Source organism: Acinetobacter sp. 766875 (assembly GCF_000582055.1).
Classification (GTDB): domain Bacteria; phylum Pseudomonadota; class Gammaproteobacteria; order Pseudomonadales; family Moraxellaceae; genus Acinetobacter; species Acinetobacter nosocomialis.
Genome location: NZ_JEXX01000024.1, coordinates 1 through 22,580, shown reverse-complemented (window position 1 = coordinate 22,580; position 22,580 = coordinate 1). Strand labels below are relative to the sequence as shown.

The following is a 22,580-nucleotide window of genomic DNA, read 5'->3' as shown; positions in this document are numbered from 1 at the left end:
TAAAAACTTCATACACATTGATAAATTCATCACATTCTATGCAACATCGTCGTGAATTTGATGTTAAGATGACCCGATAAAACAGGCATTACCATGGAAAGGTAAATACCATTAGCGATATTTGTCTGTCCTTGAACAGTTATCCGTTTTTTTATGGCTTGTTGCCCCATATCAAAATCAATAGAAATCTAAGGAACAACAATGCTTCAAACTATGATTGCAGATTTCCAGCAACATTTTTGGTTGTATGTCTCTATTCCTTTCATGAGTGGTTTAATTGGCTATGTCACTAAAGTGATTGCCATTCAAATGATGTTCTCACCACTTGAATTTAAAGGTATTAAACCGTTTTTTGGCTGGCAAGGTATCGTGCCTCGTAAAGCTGAAAAAATGGCAACCATTGCTGTTGAACTCATGACAGCCAAGCTGATTAAACCCGAAGAAATTTTTGCTCGCCTTGACCCAAAGCGTATTGCCAAAGAAATTGAAAAACCATTAATGGCAGCAGCAGAAGATATTACACGTGAAGTCGCGCAAGAGTATCAACCCGGTTTATGGGAAGGTATGCCTGAGTTTGCCCGTCAAAGACTGATCCGTAGAGTACAATCAAAAGCACCGGAAATTGTCGAGCACATCATGAGTGAAGTGCAACGTGACGTAAATCGATATTTTGATATTAAGCATTTGGTGATTAGCAACTTGCTTAAAGATAAACGTCTACTCAACAATATTTTTAAGCGTGTAGGCAAACAAGAATTTAAATTCTTCAGTAACGTTGGTTTTGTATTCGGTTTTGGAATTGGTGTAATCCAAATGTTGTGCTGGATTATTACCCAAGGCAAATACCCTTGGATGCTGCCGATGTTTGGCGGATTTGTAGGGTTCTTTAGTGACTGGATTGCCCTACAAATGATGTTTAGACCGCTCTATCCGAAAAAGATATTAGGCTATACATGGCAAGGTCTATTTATTAAACGACAAAATGAAGTAGCAGCTGACTACGCAGCCTTAATTTCCAAACAGCTTTTAACTTCACGACATATGATGGAAGAGTTGTTTTCTGGTACTCACTCTGCACGTGTAATTGAGTTGGTTAACCGCCATGTTAAACAGGAAATTGACATGCAAGCAGGTGTAATTCGCCCACTTGTTGTATACGCAATTGGCGGCGAAAAATATCAGAATATGAAAACACAGGTTGCTGAACGTATTATGCAACAGCTGCCAGAAACGATGAAATATGTTGAGTCGTATGCAGAAGATGCGATGAATATTCGCAGTACTTTAATTGAACGTATGCAAAAATTAACACCATCCGAATTTGAAGGGATGTTGCGTCCCGCGTTCAAAGAAGATGAGTGGGCACTCATTGCAGTAGGCGCCGTACTTGGTTTTGTTGTTGGGGAATTACAAATCCAGTTTATGCTCTAATTTTTAAATATAAAAAAACCGGATGAATTGCTCATCCGGTTTTATTTTGTCTTGAATATTATTTTTCAATTGCATGGTCTAAGCTAATACGTCCAGCGCCATGAAGCATCAAGAAGAACAAACCACCTGCCATTGCAAAGTTTTTCATAAAATGGATGCCATATTATATTGCGCTGCTGCATCAGCACCACCTTGGTGAAACAAGAATGCAGTCAAGATACTAAAGATTCCTAGACCAAAAGCTGCAAAACGTGCTTGGAAACCAAATAACAAAGCTAAACCACCACCGAACTCAACCAAAATGACTAATGGTAGAATTCCACCTGGAACACCCATAGCTTCCATATAACCTACAGTTGCTGCATAACCGGTAATTTTCCCCCAACCAGCAACAAGAAAGATGTAAGCGATAAGAAGACGAGCAACAAGGCTAATGAAACTGTCCGCGCCTGGTTGCGTTACGATATTTTTGACCACCACATTTGGATTAAACATACAGCCACCTTTATTTAAATGCTTATTTGTTGATGAACTCATTCTAGGTTTGGGACATTGATAATTAAATACTCAAAATCCATATATATCGTTGCACAAATAGGATGATCAATTTGTATATTTTTGATGTTTTATACTGACTTTCGATAGGCTCACTGCTACGATTTGAGCACGGTTTACCACTTAGTCATCTCATGGAACTTCTTGATTTTATTCTACACGTTGACCAGCATCTCGCCGAATTTATTACAAATTACGGAGTCTGGATTTATGGCATTTTATTTTTAATTATTTTTGTCGAAACTGGTCTAGTGGTCATGCCGTTCTTACCGGGAGATAGTTTATTGTTTGCAGCAGGTGCTTTAGCGGCATCTACGGGTAAGATGGATCCATGGTTACTGGGTACTCTACTTTTTATTGCAGCAGTTTTAGGCGACACTGTGAACTATCATATTGGTCGTTTTATCGGTCCACGTGTGTTTGAAATGAATTCCCGACTCATTAACAAACAGCATTTAACTAAAACTCAAGAATTCTTTGCCCGTCATGGTGGCAAAACAATTATTTTTGCTCGTTTTATTCCATTTGCCCGCACCTTCGCCCCTTTTGTTGCCGGTGCTGGTAGTATGAATTATAAGTTTTTCCTGACATACAACCTAATTGGAGCATTCTGTTGGGTGGCTTCTTTTGTAACCTTAGGTTATCTATTTGGAAATATGCCAGTTGTAAAAGATAACTTTACCCATCTTATTTTCGGCATCATTATTATTAGTGTTTTACCGGGTATTATTGGATTTATCCGCGAAAAATTAAAGAACCGTAAAGCTAACGTTTAAGGGTTCCTTTAGAAGAAACGAAATACCACCGGAAGCATACACAAAATGAGTAACATGGCCGATCCTTTATATAAATGATCGGCTTTTATTTTCTGCATTGAACCCGTTAATAAAGCACGTCCAAAAATCATCCAGAAACTCGCAGCAGGAATAAGGGTCAAAGTAAAAGCAGCAAAGACCATAAGAAAATTTTCGGGCGAATTCCATGCTTCAGCCGGGAAAATACCAGCTGCAAACAGTAATGACTTAGGATTTTTTAAAGTTGAGAAGAATAGTTGACGTGGGCGAATATTACGATGGTTCTGGCTAAACTGTTGTAAATGTGTGGTTTTCCATAAACGGAATGCCATCCAGAATACATATAGCACACTCGTAATATGCAAAATGAGTAGCAGCGCCGGCCAGACTGGAGCTGCTAAATGAATAAACACGGCCCAAAAGCTGATGCCATAGGCATAGCCTAACCATTGCATTGGAATAAGCCAGAATGTTTTAGATAAACCTTGTGAGTGAGCTGCGGTTGCAAGTAATGCATTTGTCGGACCAGGAATAAGCAAAACAGCCAACATTGCTAATACAAAAAACCAGCTTTCAATCATAAAGTTTCCACATTGATAAAGATGCGGCAACCTTAAACGAAATAGGCAAAATATAGCAAGTTTAGTGAGTATATTGACTAGAAAAAATACAGCCACTTTAAAGTTATATTTTTAAAAAGCCTTTGATTTATATTGATTTTATTATGAAACATTTTGCTAAACTTTATTCATCACAATATGCTTTGGTTAGCATATTGTGATTCAAAATTGACTATTATTTCGCCTTTTTACGAATAATAATTGGACAATTCTTAAACTGAGCAGCCTGAACAATTGCCTCTTGTTGCCCCATTACACGTGAAAGTTCAGTGTTCTTGGTTGAAGAAGATTGCCCCATGTTGACAGAGATGGATGGACCGAATCCCCAACCGCCTCGTCCCCAGCCGCCACCAAGACCAACGCCAACACCCATACCTGTACTTTTTGGAGTCTGTACACCATTGTCGATATATTGTTGAATACGGTTATATTCACTTTGAAGTTGTTGGCAACTCAAAGATTGATACTGTGTCGGAGACACATAAGTCGGTTTTACCGTCGTGGCACAAGCGCCCAATAGTAAAGTGGCTGCTGCCAAAGGCACAAGATATAAGCCTTTCATCATTTTTCTCTTATCGTTTTGGTTCAATTTCGCTGAACAATGCCTCATAAGATTGAGTCAATTTGTGTTCTGGTGCCAAGTGAGCCAAAGGTAAATTTTTCTGATGTGATTCTTTCATTAAAATTGATGGTGGTAACATGCTATTAAGTACAGGTAAACCTTCATCTTTTAACTGTTGAACCACTTCCCGCGGTAGTTTTGCTTGGGACTGGAACTGATTCACCACAATTCCCTCAATTTCCAAGCGGTCATTATGATCATCTTGTGTTTCGAGAACATTTTCAATCAATGTTTGTAACGCACGTTTTGAAAATACATCACAGTCGAAAGGAATCAGAACTTTATCTGCAGCAATTAAAGCAGACAAGGTGAAAAAGTTAAAAGCTGGTGGTGTATCAATATAAATGCGGTCATATCGTCCAATTAAGCTTTGAATTGAATCACGTAATTTATAAATTTTATGTTTGCTTTCAAGTGCATGTTCAAGAGCACCGAGCGTAGGGCTAGCCGGAAGCACATCTAGTTTTGCAAAAGATGTTGAGTGTACAAAACTGTCGAGATCTTTATTACGAGGGGCTTTTAAAATTGAGCCTATAGCATTACCAATTAGACCTTTTTGTTGATTATTCCCCAGCACATCTTCAAAGAAGTTTTCAATATTTGGTTCTAAAACTGCTTTATCAGCAGCGTATGTTGCCTCTTCACCTAAAAGGTATTGGCTAGAGTTGGCTTGAGGATCAAGATCGATCACCAAGGTCCTTAAGCCATGTTTGGCACTAATTGCAGCCAAATTTACAGTAATACTTGATTTCCCTACACCGCCTTTTTGGTTAAACACCACACGAGTTAACATGTTTCCCTCTACATATTTTTTTACTGTATGCAGTTTAACCTAGAGCTTAAGCAAAAAGGCAAAGAATGTAGAACAATTAAGCAAAAACCGGTTTCACGATGACCAAAATAATAATGGCAACAAATGCGATTGCACTAATAACCAAACCCGCACGGCGCTGGGCTAATAAAATAGTGTCATCCTTTTTAAAGGCTTTCATTAATGATGATAAGAGCACTAAAAATAAGATAATTTTAGCGTAAAACCACGGCTGGACCTGAAAGTTCTTCATTACCAGTAAAATTGCACCAGTAATAAAAACCACTGTAAAAGATAAATGCTGTAAAGCAACTAACGCTTTACGCCCTGCTGGGTTAGGCTGTTGACCTTGTACACCAATAAACAGTGTAGAAGCGCGTAAAACAAAAACCATAAGTGCGGCTGCTACCGCAGTCATATGAATAATTTTAGTGAGTAAATGTGCGTCCATAAACTAAGCCCTTAGCTCTTAGGTGCATGTGCACATTCTGGACTCGCTGGCGCTTGACCTTGCCACTCACTTGGTAAATAAGCGTGAATTGCTAAAGCATGGATTTGTCCCGGATTCATTAAATCAGAAGCCAAGGCATAAACTTTTTGATGACGTTGAACCAAACGCAAGCCGTTAAACTCTTCACTCACCACAATCACTTTAAAATGTGATTCTTTACCTGGAAAATATCCACCGTGGCCAGCAGACTCATTAATGACTTCTAAATGGCTGGGTGCAAGGGTTTGTAACCGTTCAATCAACTGTTGTTCAAGGCTCATAGCTTTTCCTTTTACGATTATTCGTATATTTAGACCTAGTATACCCTGTCTACACACAAACAAAAGTTGCTCTTGTACGCTTTGACTTCAAACAAAATGTCTATTTATTCGGCAACTTATCAATAAAAACGGCTCTAAATACTCATTTCTGTTTTTATTTTATGCAATCAGCATAATTATTTGCATAAAGTTGTTGACCCTTGTTTTGCTTAATGTATTATAAGCGGCACGCGGGAATAGCTCAGTTGGTAGAGCATAACCTTGCCAAGGTTGGGGTCGCGAGTTCGAGTCTCGTTTCCCGCTCCAAATTGGTTTTTTTTGAGAAAGTTTTAGTAAAAACTGCTCATATATGCGGGAATAGCTCAGTTGGTAGAGCATAACCTTGCCAAGGTTGGGGTCGCGAGTTCGAGTCTCGTTTCCCGCTCCAAATTGGTTTTTTTTGAGAAAGTTTTAGTAAAAACTGCTCATATATGCGGGAATAGCTCAGTTGGTAGAGCATAACCTTGCCAAGGTTGGGGTCGCGAGTTCGAGTCTCGTTTCCCGCTCCAAATTGGTTTTTTTTGAGAAAGTTTTAGTAAAAACTGCTCATATATGCGGGAATAGCTCAGTTGGTAGAGCATAACCTTGCCAAGGTTGGGGTCGCGAGTTCGAGTCTCGTTTCCCGCTCCAAATTTAAAAGGCCCTAGTCAAAAGACTGGGGTTTTTTTCTTTTTATCGATCCTTATTTTTTACTTTATCAATTCACAGCATAACTTACTGAGAAGAACCTGGTTCAAGTCCAACGAAAGACTTTCTAGCTTCTACCCGATTCACCTTTTTAAATTGCCAGTTATATCCATTTAATTTAGTTATATCTACAAGGTGTCGGCTTCATTGGATGCATAGATATACACGGCAATAATTGGAAACAGTCCATATTAAAGCGTTCTATATGGTGGCTCTGCTGTAAACATATGGAAAAGATAAAATTGCAATCATAAACATAGCTTTGAAAATGATATTGTTCTGTGTTTTGAGTATCCTTGGTTGCATCAAAAAACTTTATATGTTCAGAAAAGACATGGAAATTAAGCTTCTTTAAATGGCTACTCATTCCTTGACCAGTACATTTAATATAGGCTTCTTTCAAGGTCCATATTTGAAAAAACCGCTGATATACGCTGAATGGGTCAATCGGTTCATTTTTCTGAATCCACTCCATTTCACTCGCCGCTAAAACGCTATCAACCCGCTTCCATTGGAACTCTCGATTCACTCGTTCAACATCAACACCGATTTCCCCTTCTTCAGTCACAGCAAGGACAATAACGTCCGATGAATGACTAAGATTAAAATAAATCGTCTTACTACCTTGTACAAAAGGTTTGCCGTTCGGTTGTAATTGAATATTGACTTGATGGGCTGAAATACCCAGCTTATCTGCTAGAACAGACTTCGTTAAGACACGAGAAATTAAGAAAAGACGTGCTGCCTGAGGAAGATATTGATCATATCTCAACTTTTCTGCGGCATTGAGAAAGCTGAGATAATGACTCAATATGAGATGGTTATCTGGTACCCGTGAAACTGGGCAAATATAAACCTGCACTTGGGGTATATCAGACATCACTAAGTTGCGCTGTAGTACTGATATACTTTGTTAGAACTGGTGTGAGGTAATCATAAACCGCTTCTACATGGGTAATGTGTGGATTATGACCCGCACCAGCGATGATATGTACAGGAATATCAGGACTTATTGGGGTAACAATTGGATTTTTCTCTCCAATAATAATCTCGACTTTAGATCGAAGCTCATTGAGCAGAGTAGTTTGAGCGGCTCGTTGCTGTGGCAAATTAACGAAATGCATATACTCGCTAATATGCTTAGATACTGACACACGGCATAATGAATCCATCGCATAGCCCACTGACGGATTTTTTTGTCCATCTGGATGCAGATCTTTAGCAATGATATCTTTCGGCACAAAACGGAAAATTAAATTAGAGATGGCCTGTATTTGGAATATTTTAGCAGCCCGCGCCTGAACAAAATAAGGTGATATCAGGATAAGGCGAGCAACTTTATCTGGATATTTCTTTGCAAGATTCAATGCGAAAAGACACCCTAACGAGTGAGCAATCACAACACTATTTGGTGCTAAAAGCTTTGAAGCAACATCAATAAATTGTTGGTTGTTATCTTCCATTATCTCATAACTACCCGAACGCCCAAGTCCCGGTAGGTCCATCATAGTGACCTGATCATATGTAATTCTATTGATGATTGGAGACCAGCATGCACTATCAAATGGGATTCCATGTAAAAATAATGCAGAAGCTTTTTCTGAACCAAGCGACTGTTTAATATAGGTTTCTGTCCAATATCGACTCTGATAGCTGAAACGACTCGGTGTAGCTACTTGCATATGACCAAAACGTGTGAGTACCAGACGATCAATCCAGTGAGAGAAATAAGGAGTAGTATTGATTAGATCAGCAATCCCCATCTTCGCTGCCATCATCTCTGTTTCAGCGACTTGATAGTTTTCATTAGAAATGAAAGCAAGTTGCTCTTTGGAGCTATCAAGCAATACTTCAGGTAATTTCTCGAGTAGAATTTTAGGGAGTTGCAAATGTGGTGTACTCACTCCTAAATACTCGGCAACCAGATGGATCAGGTGATGAAATTTCGGCGTCGCAGGATCGAGCAGCATATACTCCTGAGCAATGGTTTCAGGATAAAACATGGTGCGGATTAGGAAGCTTACAATATATTGCATATTACAAAGTGGTAAGAATGTGTCACGGCCACCAGGCAGTGCCATCAGTCGTCCCTGATATAACTTACCAATCATTTCGGCAATACCAATATATTGCATATCGCCATAACGATAAAAACCATCAATAACTGTAGCAGGATGTATTGCAGTCCATGGCACATTTAAACGCTTACAAGCCTCAATGAAAGCCTGATGACCTAAAAGTTTCGAAGCCTCATAACCGCCGTATTTACGATATAAATCATCAGGTGAACCTTTCGGTGGAGAAACCATGCGATATCCACCAATCCAGATGAATCGCTCAAGCTGTTTTAATGTTGCCGCCCACTCAATCAAGGCAAGGCCTGATTTTACATTGGTAAGTTGAGCATCAGCTTTACTAATCCCCCAATTAAATGATGCAGCCAGATGATAAATAACATGGATCTTCGTTTGAGTATCCGCTAATAGAGAGTCCAGCTTAAAATCACGGCTTAAATCATATTCAACAAAAGAAATAGAGGGATCAATCAGCCCTTCTGTTGCAATGAAATCTAATAGTTTTTCTTTCTTGGTTGGAGCATTACGCAGTGCAGCGATTACTTGATGACCTTCACGTAAAAGTTCAACAATTAATCTGCTTCCAATAAAACCAGCTGCACCTGTTACTAATATAGTTTTCCGTGAAAAATTATCTTTTTTTGCTTTATTTAAATTATCCATAAATCACCTTATTAGGGATTGCGAGCTCCAGTATTACTTGAAGCGGATTATCTTAAAAATTATATCGAATCTGGGCATATACCAGACTGTTATCTCTAAATTGTCCAAACACAGTATCATTTCTGCCCCAGAAGCGATCGCCACCTGCATTCAGCTGCCAGTGATCATTGAGGTTGTAATTAATACGTACTCTTAGTAACTCATTCGGTTTGGGCGCAAAATAGAACCCTGTTACTTCTAACTTTAAATTGTCATTCAGCAGGTTAAGTGCATAGCGCAGCATAGCTCCATACTGATTTTGCTGATATTGATCACTAATTGTTTGCTGATAACGGTAAACTTCTCTCAATAATGGATCTGTCAAGCTATCGGCAGACCTTACGTCCTCTGTATGTTTGTACACACCCATTAAGCTTAGCGTAGTATTTTTTAATGACCATTCGGGTCCCATGACCACGGTTAAATTATTTTTCTTATGCGCAAGATCTTCGCTGCCATCCGAGTCAGTCTTTGTATATGCAGCTTCACCACGCCACACGATATCGTTACGGTTATAACTGAAATCAATCCCATAGACAGACATAGGATTATTTTTCAATTGTAACGTTGCTCCTGTTGGAGATAACGACTGCAATGACAGATCAGGCATGTGATCTAAACCTGAAAAATACGATGCACCTACATCTAGACCATCTACGGAATAATCCCAACGCACTGCAAACGCAGGACGGCTCTTACGGTCTATGTCATACTGAACACCAGCAATCTGACGCAATGGAATCACATCTGAACGGCTACGCGGATACCATAATGCCGTCCATTTATTAGTTCCAGATTCAGGAATATACGTCAATTTGAGTGCGTCATTTCCAAGACGTTGATCTGTCTCATCTGGCACTAGACGCGTATAGTCACGAGGCGAGAGATTATCCGTTGGGTTAATCCCATCAGCTCTCCCCCAGACCACAATCTGGCGACCAAAGTCGAAATAAAACGTTTGATCCCAGTTATAAGATGCATACAACTCACGTAAGTTGCGATTCACCTTACTCACCTGATCCGGATTTACAGTATGGTCCGTTTCGTCTCCAATATTTATATCGTAATGGATCTTAAACGCTGGGTTAAACTTAAGCGTACCATTGGACCAGAAACTTGCTTGTCCAATATTTTTTAACGAACTTAAATCACGATCTGATGACCACACATCGAGTCTGGCCGAGTTCTGGCTTACAAAACTAATTTCGCTGTCATCTGCATAAGCATGTTGCAGTAGCATAAAGCTACTACAGCATGCAAATACCCAATAGGCACCTTGCGTCATTTTTCAAGGCTCTGCGGTGAGAAAAGCTTATCGGATAAAGTTTTTTCTGCGGCAAAATCATTGACGATCACTTGCGTCATATGTTGAGTTTGCAAGTTTTTCGCCATAGATTTCATGGCCTGCCATCTTGGTTTCACTTTGCCGTAAGGACGGATATCGGTGAACTCAATGTGCTTTAACGGCTTACCTGCGGTATCCCAAATGTCGATGGTTGCTGTAACAAAGTTGTCTTTGAGTATGCACATGCGACGTTTGCTATAACCAAAGTCACTCTTCACCGTATTATTGATTGGCGTTGCTTCAATCATGTAGCAATCTTTACCATTAAATTTGCCATCTGCCAGTTTAGTGTACTTCCAGTCACTGAGCTTATAGCCAAGTACATCACCATAACTAAAATCGGTACCAATAAAAGCATCGCCCTTATTCGCTGATGCTAGTCGACGTACTTTTTTCAATGCAGGCAAATAGACAAACATGCTATCACTGCCTTTTGCATTTTCAATCAACAGTGTCGTAGTTCCTTGGACATCCGCTGGCGAGATGAACTCAGTCAAACGCATATTGTTCTGAGTATTTCCAGCAAGCTTAGTCATATTTTTAGTCATACGTACACGTTGCTCACCATTTTTAGACGTCAGAATAAATTTGGCGCTAGCAGTTGAAGACAAGAACTTAGAGGCATCATCACTACGATTAACAATGTCTTGAGCCTCATCTGCATGTGATGTTTTAGGTAGTGAAAAAGTAAGTGCCGTACCCAACAAAAGGCTTGTCACGACAGTTTGTGCAACAGGAATGCTCTTCTTATTTGAAGAAAAGATAAAACGTGGTTTTAGCATCAAAATCATTGTAGGTACCATAATTAAGGTTGCAAATACACTGAAAAGCATCGCAATCACAATAAACAGCGCTAGCCATTGATGTACGTGGAAGCCTTGTGATAAGGACAGTACACCATAACCACCAGCAACCGCAGTCGCGACGAAAAGAGAAGCCTTACCAGCTGTACTTAAGGTTTTACGAACAGCATCTTTGATATCTCCACCTTCTTCACGCAAGATTTCACGCAAGCGATAGAGGAAGTAGATGGCGTAATCCGCACCGATACCAACAGCCATGGCCGAGATGAGAGAGTTTGGAATATTGAGGGGAATATTGAGCCAACCCATTACCCCAAAGATCGCAAGAATTGAGAATAAAAGGGGTGTCAGAACGATCAGTCCAGCTGAAAGTGAGCGAAAGACCAACGCTGAAATAAAGAAGACAGCAAATGAAATTTGTAGAATATTCATGAGTTTGCCGTGGACCATTGTTTCAGTTAAAGCAATAGTCTGAGTCACGTCACCACCAAAACTTACTACAGCTTTATCACCGAATTGACCTGCCATATAGGTTTTTAGAGATTCAAGGATTTCTGTAATGCGATGATTACTACCTGTTTTCATCAGAATCGTAATCTTGGCATAGCGCTGAGTGGTATCAATGTAGGAATCAAAATCCGTCGGCTCACCAGACATTGAATACAACAGTAAATACTGAGCGACAACATCTTTAGTTGCAGGAACCTGAAATGCCTGTGGCTGATCGGCATTCATGGCCTGATTCATTCGCTTGATATAGTCCACAATAGAGATTGTTTTACCGACCTCTGGAATTGAATTCGCGAACTTTTCTGTATTATCAATTGCTTTGAGAATTTCAGGGTTTTCGATACCATCACGAACTTTAGTATCGACCATAATGTAAAGGCTATTTGTTCCACCAAGAGACTGATTCAAAAATCTGTCGTCTTGCTGCATTGGTAGGTCACGCGAGAAGAAATTTCGACTATCGTTATCTACTACAATACGGCTGGGGCCGATAGCAAGTAAAGCACCTACTACCGCAATCGCAGTCATTAACATCATTCGCGGACGAACTGACAAAATAGCATCACCAATACGGTTTGGAATCCAATCCCATATCGGTAGACCTTTACGTTTGACCTTCGTAGCAGAAGGTGGTGGCAACATCGAGCGCAGTGCCGGAATAAAAGTCATCTCAATCACGAGTGTACTAATGATCCCGATCCCAGTAAAAATACCGAATGAACGAATAGTCGGAATATTGAAAGTTAACAGGGAGAAGACCCCAGCCGCTGCAATTCCGCCAGCCAATATCATAACCGGACCAACACGGACCAGAGATTGAACAACAGCTTCACTATTGGCAGCTTTAGGCTCCATCCCTTGAGCAAGCAAGCGGTCAAAGTCTTCGTAGTACCGCTTTAACAACTGTACGGCATGACCTGCTGCGATGGCCAAAATCAAAATTGGTGTAGGTGAGTTAAAAATATCCATCGGCTGTTTAAATAGGCCCATCATGCCCATACCCCATGCCACAGACAGCAAAGCTGTAACGAGTGGCAAGATCAACCCCTGCTTACTGCGAAATGCTTCAAAGTGCAATAAACCGATCACCAACACAGCAATTGGGAACAAAATATTGATACGCTTAGAATAATCTTCAGCTTTATCGAGATAGACGGGATTGCCACCAACACTGATGGTCATATCTTTAGATTGTTCGCTCTCTACAATTTTGTTGATTGGAGCCATCATCTTCTGGAAGCCTTCTGGGCTTTCCTCAAGCTCAAGCAAAATTGCAGCAGTTCTTTGATCTTTAGATACGACTGAATTCATATAGGTCGGGTTCATTGCCAACATTTTTTTCAAATGATCGATATCGTCCTGAGTTACAGAACTGGTCGGCAATAATTTCTTGGCATCAAACCCTTCCGAATTAGCCATGATCCCTTTGGCTTGGCGTGCAGCCAGACTCATCATCGTAGAACGAACTACGCCAGGTGCATTGTCAACTTCTTCGGTAATATGTTTAACTTTTTCTAATACTTGCGGCTGATAAATATCACCTTGTTTCGGTGTAATGCCGATCACGACCATATACTTGGAACCGAATTTCTTTTCGATCAGTTTGGTCGAGGTGATATAAGGATGCCCATTAGGTGCAAGTGCGCCCGGATCAATAATAATTTTTACGCCCGATGCGAGATATGCCAAGACAATCGTTAAGAGCATGACTACGGTCAGCACAATACGGCGATGGCTGAGAATCCAACGCGCATATTTTTCCATCACTGGATGAGTCTTTTGAAGTGATGTTTCGATCTCGTGTGATTTTTTATCGGCCTCTTGTGCTGGCTCTTCAATCTCTTGTGATGGCTTCTCGATCTCTTGCGACGGTTCTTCGATCTCCTGTGCTTGCTGACTCACTGCCTCATAGGTTCCACCCTTTTTGGCCAGTGCTTGGAGATTAATAAGATCTTTCTTGAACTGGGCAAGAACCATCTTTTTTAGCAGTGCATCGGGAAAGACACCAAAAAAGCCGCCTGGTTCCGCCACAAAAAGCCACTCAATCCATGTACCTTCTGGATGCGGTTTAAAGTGGTAAGTACCCGTATAAAGAAAAGGTCCTTCTAGCACTTGAAAGGCATATAATTCGTTGGGTACCAGATGTGTAATTTCACCTTTAAAGGCCAACTCACGACCAGCAAAGGTCAAACCGATTTCATACCTACTGCCCACACGCGGAGTATTATCTAGTAGCTCAGAATGCTTACATGACAATTGCCAGCTTGCATCATGACCCGGGTTGGCAAGATATTTAAAGACCTTGTCAATATCGCCTGGTATGAGGAAAGCATGTTCTATGGTCACCATAGTGGTTCTACCTTCTTATATTTTTTATGCAGGAACTGGATACATCTGATCAATTGTCTGGGCCACAGCCGCCACGTTCTCAGCGAACATAATCGATGAATGGTCACCAGGCAGATCCACTTGTGTAAGCGTATCTTTGATCAGTTGATCCCAACCGAGGCTTTCCCCGAAATCTTCCATCTCATCTTTAGCCTTGACCAAGAGGATCGGAAAATCTTCAGGTTCTGGGAAATAGGTCTGGAGTGCGACGCCATTAGCCAAATAAGTGTCAAAGTAAAGTCGGAAATCTGATGGATTAGCATCCAAAGGTATAACATTGATAGCTTTAGCTTCTTTAAGCACATGATCAAACATGTGATCTGAACTTAATTCGCGCAAGTATTGCGCTGGGATCGTCAACTTTTTCCCATAAGGGACAGCTAAATCACGAGCAAACCAAGACAAGAGCATGGCATCATCGGCATCTTCAGGTACATTTCCTGGAATTGGAGCACGAGTATCGATCATGACAATCCCTGTGACCTGCTGCCCCATTTGACGCAACTGACGACTGATCTCGTATGCAATCGCACCACCAAAGCACCATCCACCGAGGAAATAAGGCCCCTGAGGCTGCATCTTTTGCATTTCAGCAATATAGAGTGTCGCCATTTCTTCAATGGCTACTTCAGCAGCATCTGCTTCAATCAATCCTGGAGACTGAATAGCACGTAAAGTACGATTCGGATTGAGATGACGCGAAAGCTCCATATAACAGAAAGTACTACCACCAATCGGATGGAACAGCCACAACGGTTGTTCATAGGTTCCACGACGTAATTCGATTACGATGGAAGGTTTGATTTCTTTATTTTCACGGATGATCTCGCCTAAACTTTCTACAGTGGAGTACTGTGCTAGTAAGGCAACTGATAATTCGGTACCAAATACCTTCTTGAGATGATTGACAAGCTTCACCGCAAGTAATGAATGCCCGCCTAACTCAAAGAAATCATCATGTATACCCACTCGCTTAACTGACAAAATCTGCTCAAAGGTAGTACATAGCTCGATTTCGATCGAATCTCGTGGTGCAACATAATCATTGCTCTGCTCAAACACTGGCTCAGGGAACGCCTTACGATCTATTTTGTTACTACCCGTCATTGGAAATTCATCCAATCGGATAAACGTACTTGGCACCATATAAGCTGGGAGATGGAGTTGCAGGGTCTTTTTCAAACCTGCCATGTCAATGTCATGTCCAGTCACATAAGCTACTAATTTCTGATCGTTGTCGGCAGTGGTCTTAACCAACACTACTGCATCTGTAATACCATCGATCTGTTTGAGAACATTCTCGATTTCACCCAGTTCAATACGGAATCCACGGATCTTGACTTGGAAGTCCAGACGTCCGTGATGGGTCAAACGCCCATCCATACGCAAACAGACTTTATCTCCAGTACGATAAAGTCGACCAGCATTTGGTAGAGATGGTAAGGTTCTGAATTGTGTATTTGTGAGCTCAGGTCGATGCCAGTAATCAATTGCTAGACCATCGCCTCCAATCCAGAGCTCTCCCATAACACCGCGTGGGACCAACCGCTGTTGTTCATCAAGAACATAGAGCTGGGTGTTCGCCATTGGCTGGCCTAAATCAATCAATTTTGCATCGGTAATGTGAGCTGCACTGGACCATACTGTAGTTTCGGTCGGACCATAGATATTCCAGAGACAACTTACTTTGCCCAAAAGTTTTTCTGCAAGTATAGGATCGAGTGCCTCGCCGCCACTAATTGCAGTCATACCCGGAATACCGTTCCAGTCGCTATCTAAAAGCATTTTCCAAGAGGCTGGTGTTGCCTGCATAATATTGATCGACTTCGCCTGCATATAGTCCACCAGCAAGTTACCATCTAGCGATACCTCACGTGGGCAGACGTGTACCACACCGCCGTACATCAACGGAATCAATAGCTCAACAACAGAAATATCAAAGGCATAAGTTGTAATCGCCAATAACTGCATATCTGGCGTTGCTTGCAGCCTATCATTCACAGACAGCAAGAAATTAGCCATTGAAGGATGCCCAATACGCACGCCTTTAGGCTTCCCTGTCGAACCTGAGGTGTACATCACATAAGCGGTATCACCAAAGGCAAGTGTCTCACGCACTTGCTCAAGGGGTACAACATCAGCTTGATTAATATCTAAACGAGGCACAGAAACATTAACAGCATCCATTAACTCAGCTTGAGTCAAGATGACTTTAGGTTCAGCGTCTTCTACGATGTTATGCAGACGTTCTCTTGGGAAACTAGGATCTAATGGCACATATGCTGCTCCTGCCGCCCAAATTCCGAGGATTGCAGCAGGCAATAGCGTAGTACGGTCTAACATCAGACCTACACGATCACCATTGGTAATATTGTGTGCACGCAAATATTCAGCGATACCAGCGATATGCTGACCTAACTCATGATAGCTGACAGCATGATCTCTGCAGGTCGTAGCATAGTTGTCACCACGCTCGTCAATCTGCTTCAGAATCATTGCCAATAAATCATGCTTAGAATAATCCGTAACCTGACCATGTAGATAGCCTAGCTGGATGTTATTCGCATAACTAGGAGCAATATCTAACTCAATGAGCTTACGCTCAGGATGGGTCACCATCTCCGATAGTATGATTTGCAGCAGTTGCACCATATTTTCGGCAGACTCTGCAGAGAATATTTCGGAATTGTATTTCAGTACACCAACCAGTTCACCCTGATATTCACCCCCCATTTCCAGCATAATGTCTAATTGACCTTCTTGCTGGCGAACTGGAAAGCTTCCTAAAGTCAGGTCTTGACCAACTAATGTAGCTGGATTCTGGATTGGTAAGAGTAGTTCCTTAAACTCATCCATGCCGCCTAGACGTTCCCAGAACATTCCCACCTGAGCCAATGGGTTAATACTGCCATCGCGCTTTGGTGAGACAGCCTCAACTACTCTAGAAAAGGCAACTTTTTGATGTTTTAGGCTTTGTTTTAATTGTTCTTGGACCTGTTGCGTAAATTGGCGTAAGGTTTGATCAGCATCAATGTCTACATGAAGAGCTATTGTATTGACAAATTGCCCAAGCGCATTACGCAAAGAACGCTCAAGCCTACCTGCTACTGCTGTGGCAATAACTAGATTATTTTCATTTGATAGTTTGTTCAGTAGGATATAAAAGCCAGATAGTACAAGACCAAACAATGTGATCTCATAATCTTTCGCCAAGCTCACAAGCCCAGATGATACTGACTCAGGCACACGGAAAATTACCGAGCTACCTTTATGTTGCTGCACAGCTGGACGTGGGTAATCAAGCGGAATACTATGCACATGTGGTGCGTGCTGTAACGCATTTTTCCAGAAAAGTAGGCTTTCATCAGCATCGTCGGTCGCATTGTTCTTCTGCTTATCCGCATACTGTGCGAACTCAATTCCGTCTACCGCATTTGACTCTGTAATTAGTCCAAAGCGCTTGCAGACATCACGCAGCAACAGACCAATTGACCAGAAATCCATTAAGGCATGATGAATCACAACTGCAACCACATAATGATTCTGACCACGTTCATAACAATGAATACGCCACAATGGTGGTTGAGTCAGGTCAAATGGTTGCTTGGTATCTTGTTCAACCAATTGCGTCAAATCAGAAGCTTCAACATGTCGAGCATCAGTGAAAATAATATTAGGATACACGCGATCCCAGATAAGTTGCTCAATCCCCTGTTCATTGGCAGGCATGCTTACACGCAATAGCGGGTAATCATCCATCACCGCTTCCAAAATCTCCATCGGTTTGTTGCCTAATGGTTGATTGACCTTTACATCAAAGGCCACCACCATATTGTAGGCACTGCAAGTTGGCTCAAAACGTTGGATATACCAAATACCAAGCTGCTCTGCAGAAATCGCGTGACGTGACAGAATTTTTGGCTCTAGGTGTGCAATGTTATTCATGAAGCAACTCCCTGTTGCAACTCAGAAACAAGATATTCAGCCAATGTATTAATTGTTGGGTAATCCCACAGTAATGTCGGCTCAAGCTCCAGTTTTGTCAGATCTTCTAAATCCCCAGAGACAGACAAAGCAACGATCGAATCAAGACCATAACTGGTAAATTTTTGCTCTGGATCAATCGTCTCAGGCTCTACACGCATTTCTTTGGCTACTAGTGTACGAATGATCGCGCTCCAGTAAGCTTTATCCTTATTCATGGGGTAATCTCCTCTTTAACTGGTTTGGCATCGCGCGGTGCCAATGCAAAATCGATAACAGATAACATATGGTTAGTTGAAATTCGGTCTAGCAAATCTGCCAATGTGCTTTCACGTACTGATACCATAGGAGGAGATGTCTCTCCTTCAGCGGTATTTAAGAAAATGATCAGCCATGCACCATCCTGCAAAGCAGGCCTTAAACCATGACGGTTAAAAACCCAGAAACCCAGCACAGCAATGCGGGCAAACAGCTCGGCGTAACCACGGGCAAGGCTAAAGCGCAGCGTTTCAAATTCGTTGCTTTGCTCAGGGTTTGAAAAGTAATCCTGAATTTTTTGATCCAATGAGCGCTGTTCAACCAGCAACTGGTTTGCTCGCTCACGTAGTGTAGAAAGCGTTTGGGCAGACAATCCGGCTGTGACATCGGTATTGTTGAGCATTTCGATGATTGTCCCGAGCGATTCCATTACCAAGTCACCATCTCGGTTAAAAATCTCAAGCTCACGAAAATCAATAGCCCCTGTCTCTACCTGCAAGTCATACAACTGGCGATAGCGTGCTTTAGCTTCGGCTTGATTGAGTTGATCGGCTTTTTTACTACGACCTTTATTGGCAGACTTGAGCTGAAAACTCAGGCTGTCTAGACAGACGGTACTGCTACCATCAAATACACTAACAATCAGATGGTCTCTGAATGCTTTTTGGTACATTCCATCAGCATATGCATTTCTTAAGAAAAAACGTGAGCCAAGCACTGAAGAAGTGATCTTGGCAAGCGACTCTACATACTCAGGTACTACGACCTTGACGATTGGTGACCATGTACTGAATTGATTGATACAAACATGTAATCCACGCGCACCAACGAGTGATAACACCTCAGCCGCTAAAAGATAAGCATAGGCGGTGGCGAGTTGCTCACGCACTAGCGGAATGTTTATCACTTTCTTGTTATATAACTCGCGCTCAATAGCAAATTCGGTCGCGATGCGTAGCATGGTATCGCCGGCACCGAGCGAGAAACTACTGCAATATGCACGTGTTACCTGTAGCGTCTTGAGACCAAGCTCCAAGCCCTGGCCTTCTTCACCGATTAGAGCGTCTTTGTGAATTTCAGCATTATTAAAACCAATACCGCTAATATCTAGACCACGCATACCCACTGTTGGCAGACGGTTCAGGCTATACGTTCCTTTGGAAGCCATTTGACGCTTATCGAGCCAGAATGCACTCAAACTACGCGGTCCACGATCATTCGATGTTTTAGCAATCAGACTTAAAGAGTCACCTAAAGTGGCGCGATTGATCGACCATTTTTCGCCATTTAAGACATACTTGCTATCGGCAGATTGTGCAGTCACTTCACTAGATAGTAGGTCGGCACCATGGGCTTTCTCGCTATAAGCCAGCGCTGGAGCAGCACCACTCAAAATCCGACTAGCAATATTTTGACATTGGTTCTTATTACCACCGATCCATACAATCACAGACCAAGCATTCGTACTATAGGTCGAATTGATGGTTAGATCGCGTCGTGCTAACACACGATGCAGATATAACAACTCTTCACCAATTTCCATGCGCCCCCCAAGTTCTGAAGGTACATAGAAACGGTTCATGCCCACCGCATTCAGAAAATCAACAGCACGCTGAGGATACTGTTCCTTTTCATCACGCTCGATGGCAGCGGACCAAGAAAAATCATTGTTGGTATCATGTACGGAGCCTAAAATTTGCTCCAGACGAGCAGCAGATTGAAACTGCCGCAAATTGGAAGTAAGTGACATGAATTTTCACTCAAATGATTAAAGGGTAAGGGTTAAAACAAAGCACTTTTCAGACGATTAAAAATCAGCGTGCGCACTTCACGTTCCTTGATCATTGAGTTGAGTAGATTGGAGCTATAACGAATCAACTGCCCCCGCTGCTCACGATCACGGATGACGTCTAAGCCGTTCTTGATATAATTTCGAGCAATCACCGTTCTACGGTTTGGATGGGTCAAACAGACCAGCTGACCTCGCTCGATCTGTTCTTTAATTTTTCTTCTTCTAATTTTGCCGCTAGTCGTTTTATTTATTCGGCCTTGATGCAATAAATAGCCCCCTTCTACAGGCAAGCCAATATCAGCTGCCACTTGTTCTTTAACCTGAGTCCTGATGTTTTCAAAATTAAGAGTCTTGTTTAATAACTTCTTCTTGATCTCAAGTACAACCGTAACACCCTCAGAATCAGCAAAATTTACTGCTGCAACACAGCCTTTACGAACAGCAGGATGTGCCATTTCAACAGAGCATTCGATATCTTGTGGGTAATAGTTTTTGCCACGGATAATAATTACATCCTTAAGACGGCCAGTTACATACAGGTCTCCATCTTTGATAAAGCCCATATCACCCGTTCTTAAGTAATATTCTTTACTTGGCTGACCTGCTTCATCAAGGATCGTTGCTTCAAAGGTTTCCTGATTGATCTCAGGCTTCTGCCAGTAGCCTGCTGTGACACTCTCTCCTGCTAGCCAGATTTCACCAACTTCATGAGCTGCTACTTCTTTATGGGTATGCGGATTAACTATGCGGCAATCAATGTGCGCCGAGATCTTGCCACAGCTCACCACTTGCACCGCGGTCTGATCCTGACTGGTTTGTACCAAGTGAGCATTCAACTTATCACGATCAAGAGAAATTGCATTGAGAGGGCCAGTCACACCACTGACTAAGAGCGTCACTTCCGCCAAGCCATAGCATGGCAAGAAAGTATCTAGTTTCAGTTTGGACTGAGTATTGAACTTCTCCATGAAACGCTGCATGACATGCGCTTTGATTGGTTCTGCACCGTTAAATAGTACACGTACGCGGCTCAGATCAAGCGTTGCTGCGTCTTCATCTGAAATACGATGCAAGCACAACTCATACGCAAAGTTTGGACCACCACTGATCGTGACGCCTTTTTCACTAATAAATTGTAGCCATTTAAGCGGTTTACGTATGAAGTCCAGAGGCGACATTACATAACAAGTTAGCCCCACATACACGCTCTGCAAAACCGAGCCGATCAATCCCATATCATGATAAACAGGCAACCATGTAAGGCCGATATCATCAGGTTGTGTACAAAAAGCTTCCGTAATCATGGCTTCATTTGCCATAATATTTTTGTGGGTGACAATTACACCTTTAGGCCAACCGGTCGACCCTGAAGTGTATTGAAGGAAACAAACATCATCTGCATCAATATAAGGAAAATCCTTTTCCACCAAGTCCCGCTGAAATTCCGTATCAACAGCATGTAGTATTAAACTTTCATTTTGAGCTTTTAATGTAATTAGGCCGGATAACTCAAGAATCTTTTTTGTTGTGAGCACGATTTTTGGCTCACAGTCATTCATAATATTCAAAATATTAGAAAAACCATTGCGATTAAACGGCAGGCTAACTGGTACTGCGATAATTTTAGCTTTCAGACAAGCAAAGAACGATACGATAAAGTCTAGCCCCGGTTCGAACAGCAAGACTGCACGATCACCACTGTCTACAAGGTTCATTAATATCTGAGCTTGGTGTTGAACTCGCTTATTCAGATCTGCATACGTTAGAGATTGAATCCCACCAGATTGGCGTCCCAAATACTCAAAAGCAGTCTTACCCCCATTTAGGTTCGCGTGGGATTCCAAAGTTGCAATGATATTATCCGTACACATTACAGCCATAACTTACTCCGATTAATTATAATTAACCCTTAAAACCTGCTGATTCAGAAATTAATTTCTAGTTGGGGGTTTTAATAAAAATGAATATACTTTTTCTTTAAAATATAAATTCACATTATATTTTATGCACAAGTGTCCTTTATTACACCTGTAAGGGTTTACAGGTTAGATGTTATTTATTGAAAAATAAGAAGCTAAAATATTTTTAAAAATTATTTTTTATTCAGTTATATAGTTTAAGAACTTTTAAATAATTAAAAAAGCGACCATTCTTTGATCTAATTTTAGGTACTCTTAAGTAAAATTTTTTAATCTTCAGATCATTACTCAGTTTTTCTTCTGCTGCGTTTGTTTTAATTTTTTTAGTTTCTATATGAGATATAATTTATAGTTCTTTTAAAGATAAATTATCAAATAATATCAACTCTCGTATAATTTTACTTTTAAGATTAAATTATTAATACCGCCTATTTAATTTTATTTCAGATAATTAAAATTTAATTTATACTTTAT

At 41.3% G+C, this 22,580-nt stretch carries 15 protein-coding genes, 4 tRNA genes and 1 pseudogene; 6 read left to right on the top strand and 14 right to left on the bottom strand.

Translation table 11 applies throughout. From position 1 onward, the window contains the following. The first annotated feature begins 213 nt into the window (after positions 1-213). The gene (locus J576_RS16325; RefSeq protein ID WP_171057494.1) at positions 214-1,431 is read left to right on the top strand and encodes a DUF445 domain-containing protein; all 1,218 of its coding nucleotides are present in this window, start codon (positions 214-216) and stop codon (positions 1,429-1,431) included. 58 nt (positions 1,432-1,489) lie between these two features. Here J576_RS16325 and J576_RS16320 read toward each other — a convergent pair. Continuing rightward, positions 1,490-1,926: pseudogene (locus J576_RS16320) on the bottom strand (DoxX family protein). A gap of 194 nt (positions 1,927-2,120) precedes the next feature. On the opposite strand from J576_RS16320, the gene J576_RS16315 reads away from it, so the two are divergent. Next, the gene (locus tag J576_RS16315) at positions 2,121-2,762 is read left to right on the top strand and encodes a DedA family protein (protein ID WP_002054234.1); all 642 of its coding nucleotides are present in this window, start codon (positions 2,121-2,123) and stop codon (positions 2,760-2,762) included. 8 nt (positions 2,763-2,770) lie between these two features. Here the strand turns inward: J576_RS16315 and J576_RS16310 are convergent, their stop codons facing one another. From J576_RS16310 to J576_RS16290, 5 genes are all read right to left on the bottom strand, one after another. Further along, positions 2,771-3,361 carry a LysE family translocator gene (locus J576_RS16310; RefSeq protein WP_002054152.1) on the bottom strand — a complete coding sequence of 197 codons (591 nt, stop codon included), beginning with the start codon at positions 3,359-3,361 and terminating at the stop codon, positions 2,771-2,773. Between the two features lie 214 nt (positions 3,362-3,575). Next, the gene (locus J576_RS16305) at positions 3,576-3,962 is read right to left on the bottom strand and encodes a hypothetical protein (RefSeq protein ID WP_002054173.1); all 387 of its coding nucleotides are present in this window, start codon (positions 3,960-3,962) and stop codon (positions 3,576-3,578) included. Between the two features lie 10 nt (positions 3,963-3,972). Continuing rightward, positions 3,973-4,815, bottom strand: coding sequence for a ParA family protein (locus tag J576_RS16300; protein WP_002054248.1), 843 nt, complete (start codon positions 4,813-4,815; stop codon positions 3,973-3,975). 76 nt (positions 4,816-4,891) lie between these two features. Continuing rightward, on the bottom strand, positions 4,892-5,284 hold the full coding sequence (locus tag J576_RS16295; protein WP_002054236.1) for a SirB2 family protein: 393 nt from the start codon (positions 5,282-5,284) through the stop codon (positions 4,892-4,894). Positions 5,285-5,295: 11 nt separating this feature from the next. Then, the gene (locus tag J576_RS16290) at positions 5,296-5,604 is read right to left on the bottom strand and encodes a BolA family protein (RefSeq protein WP_000051228.1); all 309 of its coding nucleotides are present in this window, start codon (positions 5,602-5,604) and stop codon (positions 5,296-5,298) included. A 230-nt stretch (positions 5,605-5,834) separates the two neighbouring features. Here J576_RS16290 and J576_RS16285 point away from each other — a divergent pair. The 4 genes from J576_RS16285 to J576_RS16270 all read left to right on the top strand — a co-directional run bounded on the left by J576_RS16285 (position 5,835) and on the right by J576_RS16270 (position 6,273). Continuing rightward, positions 5,835-5,910: transfer RNA gene (locus J576_RS16285), tRNA-Gly, on the top strand. A gap of 45 nt (positions 5,911-5,955) precedes the next feature. Beyond that, positions 5,956-6,031 (top strand) — tRNA-Gly (locus tag J576_RS16280). Positions 6,032-6,076: 45 nt separating this feature from the next. Beyond that, a tRNA-Gly gene (locus tag J576_RS16275) sits at positions 6,077-6,152 on the top strand. A 45-nt stretch (positions 6,153-6,197) separates the two neighbouring features. Then, positions 6,198-6,273: transfer RNA gene (locus tag J576_RS16270), tRNA-Gly, on the top strand. Between the two features lie 175 nt (positions 6,274-6,448). On the opposite strand, the gene J576_RS16265 is transcribed toward J576_RS16270, so the two are convergent. From J576_RS16265 to J576_RS16230, 8 genes are read right to left on the bottom strand one after another with little or no spacing between them, the layout of a single operon-like run. After that, positions 6,449-7,210: a 4'-phosphopantetheinyl transferase family protein gene (locus tag J576_RS16265; protein WP_002054281.1), complete on the bottom strand. Its 762-nt coding sequence runs from the start codon at positions 7,208-7,210 to the stop codon at positions 6,449-6,451. After that, positions 7,203-9,068, bottom strand: a complete 1,866-nt coding sequence (locus J576_RS16260) for an alpha/beta fold hydrolase (protein ID WP_002054212.1) — start codon at positions 9,066-9,068, stop codon at positions 7,203-7,205. The genes J576_RS16265 and J576_RS16260 overlap by 8 nt, the downstream gene beginning before the upstream one ends. A 52-nt stretch (positions 9,069-9,120) precedes the next feature. Continuing rightward, positions 9,121-10,392 carry a hypothetical protein gene (locus J576_RS16255; protein WP_002054188.1) on the bottom strand — a complete coding sequence of 424 codons (1,272 nt, stop codon included), beginning with the start codon at positions 10,390-10,392 and terminating at the stop codon, positions 9,121-9,123. Continuing rightward, positions 10,389-14,114, bottom strand: a complete 3,726-nt coding sequence (locus tag J576_RS16250) for an outer membrane lipoprotein-sorting protein (protein WP_033855694.1) — start codon at positions 14,112-14,114, stop codon at positions 10,389-10,391. The genes J576_RS16255 and J576_RS16250 overlap by 4 nt, the downstream gene beginning before the upstream one ends. A gap of 24 nt (positions 14,115-14,138) precedes the next feature. After that, positions 14,139-18,098: a non-ribosomal peptide synthetase gene (locus tag J576_RS16245; RefSeq protein WP_002054245.1), complete on the bottom strand. Its 3,960-nt coding sequence runs from the start codon at positions 18,096-18,098 to the stop codon at positions 14,139-14,141. After that, positions 18,095-18,355, bottom strand: a complete 261-nt coding sequence (locus tag J576_RS16240) for an acyl carrier protein (protein WP_002054205.1) — start codon at positions 18,353-18,355, stop codon at positions 18,095-18,097. The genes J576_RS16245 and J576_RS16240 overlap by 4 nt, the downstream gene beginning before the upstream one ends. After that, positions 18,352-20,127, bottom strand: coding sequence for an acyl-CoA dehydrogenase family protein (locus J576_RS16235; protein WP_081401035.1), 1,776 nt, complete (start codon positions 20,125-20,127; stop codon positions 18,352-18,354). Before J576_RS16235 ends, J576_RS16240 begins: the two co-directional genes overlap by 4 nt. A gap of 50 nt (positions 20,128-20,177) precedes the next feature. Then, on the bottom strand, positions 20,178-22,067 hold the full coding sequence (locus tag J576_RS16230; protein WP_033855693.1) for a fatty acyl-AMP ligase: 1,890 nt from the start codon (positions 22,065-22,067) through the stop codon (positions 20,178-20,180). Positions 22,068-22,580 lie beyond the last annotated feature (513 nt).

Excerpts from the sequence above, each read along its gene's own strand:
- J576_RS16230 (WP_033855693.1), bottom strand. The coding sequence starts at position 22,067 with ATGGCTGTAATGTGTACGGATAATATCATTGCAACTTTGGAATCCCAC.
- J576_RS16310 (WP_002054152.1), bottom strand. The coding sequence starts at position 3,361 with ATGATTGAAAGCTGGTTTTTTGTATTAGCAATGTTGGCTGTTTTGCTT.
- J576_RS16325 (WP_171057494.1), top strand. The coding sequence starts at position 214 with ATGATTGCAGATTTCCAGCAACATTTTTGGTTGTATGTCTCTATTCCT.
- J576_RS16255 (WP_002054188.1), bottom strand. The coding sequence starts at position 10,392 with ATGACGCAAGGTGCCTATTGGGTATTTGCATGCTGTAGTAGCTTTATG.
- J576_RS16315 (WP_002054234.1), top strand. The coding sequence starts at position 2,121 with ATGGAACTTCTTGATTTTATTCTACACGTTGACCAGCATCTCGCCGAA.
- J576_RS16250 (WP_033855694.1), bottom strand. The coding sequence starts at position 14,114 with ATGGTGACCATAGAACATGCTTTCCTCATACCAGGCGATATTGACAAG.
- J576_RS16245 (WP_002054245.1), bottom strand. The coding sequence starts at position 18,098 with ATGAATAACATTGCACACCTAGAGCCAAAAATTCTGTCACGTCACGCG.
- J576_RS16305 (WP_002054173.1), bottom strand. The coding sequence starts at position 3,962 with ATGAAAGGCTTATATCTTGTGCCTTTGGCAGCAGCCACTTTACTATTG.
- J576_RS16295 (WP_002054236.1), bottom strand. The coding sequence starts at position 5,284 with ATGGACGCACATTTACTCACTAAAATTATTCATATGACTGCGGTAGCA.
- J576_RS16265 (WP_002054281.1), bottom strand. The coding sequence starts at position 7,210 with ATGTCTGATATACCCCAAGTGCAGGTTTATATTTGCCCAGTTTCACGG.
- J576_RS16240 (WP_002054205.1), bottom strand. The coding sequence starts at position 18,355 with ATGAATAAGGATAAAGCTTACTGGAGCGCGATCATTCGTACACTAGTA.
- J576_RS16260 (WP_002054212.1), bottom strand. The coding sequence starts at position 9,068 with ATGGATAATTTAAATAAAGCAAAAAAAGATAATTTTTCACGGAAAACT.
- J576_RS16300 (WP_002054248.1), bottom strand. The coding sequence starts at position 4,815 with ATGTTAACTCGTGTGGTGTTTAACCAAAAAGGCGGTGTAGGGAAATCA.
- J576_RS16290 (WP_000051228.1), bottom strand. The coding sequence starts at position 5,604 with ATGAGCCTTGAACAACAGTTGATTGAACGGTTACAAACCCTTGCACCC.